Consider the following 1,532-nt stretch of genomic DNA (forward strand, 5'->3'; position numbering starts at 1 on the left):
CGGTCACGCGACGCTGAGCCGCCTGCTGCTCGGTGTCCAGCGCTTGCCGGTAGGTGCTGTAGTTACCCTCAAAGAGGCGCAGATGTGCCAGCCCCTGGCGGTCGGCGTGAAGCTCCGCAATCACGTTCACGCGCTCCAGCAGGTCGCGGTCGTGGCTAATAATGAGCGCCGGGCAGGGTAGCGCCTCCAATGCGGTGAAGAGCTGAGCCTTCGCCGCGGAGTCAAGGTTATTCGTCGGCTCATCGAGCAGAATGAACTCGGGGTCAGAAATCATCAGCGAGGCAAGCGCGGCAATGACCGCCTCACCACCGGAGAAACTGCGCATGCTACGGGCAAAGAGCGCCCGAACCGCCTCCGAGTTGTCACGATCAACCACGGTCGTCGGGGTGAAACCGTAGGTCGCAAGAGCCGCGAGGGTGCGCTCCTCAACGTCCCAGCTGTCCCCGATAATCTCATAGAGTTCGGGGGAGTACTCGCCGGATTCCACTGCCTGCAGCGCCCGCAGAATCTCAGAGATTCCGCAGAGCTCGGCGAGGGTCTGCTCCCGGTCCAGACCCAAATCCTGAGGTAGATACGCCATGTGTTCCGGTGCCGCCAAAGAACCGGAATCCGGGGTCAAATCACCCAAAATCAATCTCATGAGGGTTGTTTTTCCGCAACCATTATCGCCAATGAGCCCGGTCAGAGGTGCCGAAAATACCGCCGAAAGGTCCACAAACAGTGGAGGTTGGCTCGGGTGCGCAAAGTGTAGATGGGCGATACTAACGTGCGCCGCCGCGTGGGAAGTGGCGTGCGGGCGGGCATCGCGGGAAGAAGCGGAACGGGGAAAGGTCGCCTGCGGCTGAAGTACGTGTGTCATACGAGCTCCTTGAGGTATGGATGCTCGGGTGCTCTCAAACTCCGACGGTGATGCGTTGCAGTAGTGTGCCGGCGGTTTGGGGGTGCCTATGCTGAGCGCGTGGCGGTAAGAGGATCGCCCCAAAAAGGGCGCGAAAAAACCCGAGCGTAACGGTGGATGTACCTGTGCCCGGGTGCGTGCGCGCTGATGGAGACACGCAGAAAAATGGACGTGCGCAGGGGAATATGTCTGCGCAAATAGCTGCGTGAGCGCGCGAAAAATTCTTCTGAGTCCGGGCTTATGCTCGGTGGGTCATTTCTTTGATGCCTCCTAGATTCCGAATACCGCCCCGGTCGCGCCTTGGGCGGCTTCGGTCAAACGATACATTCAGCTCAGCCAGCTACCCCCACACGGTGGGGTAACACGGATAGAGAGCTGAGAACTCCAGCATAGGGAGCGTGCGGGTGCTGAGTCAAACACCCTCCCATGTAGGAGAAGATTCAGCGTGCTGATTCCCCGAATGGTTCCTTCCCGAGAGTTTTTGTTGAAAGGTTGAGTGTGCGGTCAATGCGGATGCGGCGGCAGAAGTCCTCATCATGGCTCACTACGATGAGCGCGCCGGTATAGGCTTCGAGTGCTTGCACCAGCCAATCCACCGAGGAAATATCGAGGTTATTCGTCGGCTCATCCAGCA

The 1,532-nt window shown here is 59.3% G+C and carries 1 protein-coding gene and 1 pseudogene; both read right to left on the reverse strand.

What is annotated here, in order from left to right; genetic code table 11:
- A partial coding sequence (locus tag HMPREF2999_RS03975; RefSeq protein ID WP_141757036.1) for an ATP-binding cassette domain-containing protein occupies positions 1 to 859 on the reverse strand: 859 nt, incomplete at its 3' end.
- Positions 860 to 1,338: 479 nt separating this feature from the next.
- Positions 1,339 to 1,532: pseudogene (locus HMPREF2999_RS03980) on the reverse strand (ABC transporter ATP-binding protein); the annotation flags it as partial.

The organism is Rothia sp. HMSC066H02 (assembly GCF_001814995.1).
Taxonomy (GTDB): Bacteria; Actinomycetota; Actinomycetes; order Actinomycetales; family Micrococcaceae; genus Rothia; species Rothia mucilaginosa.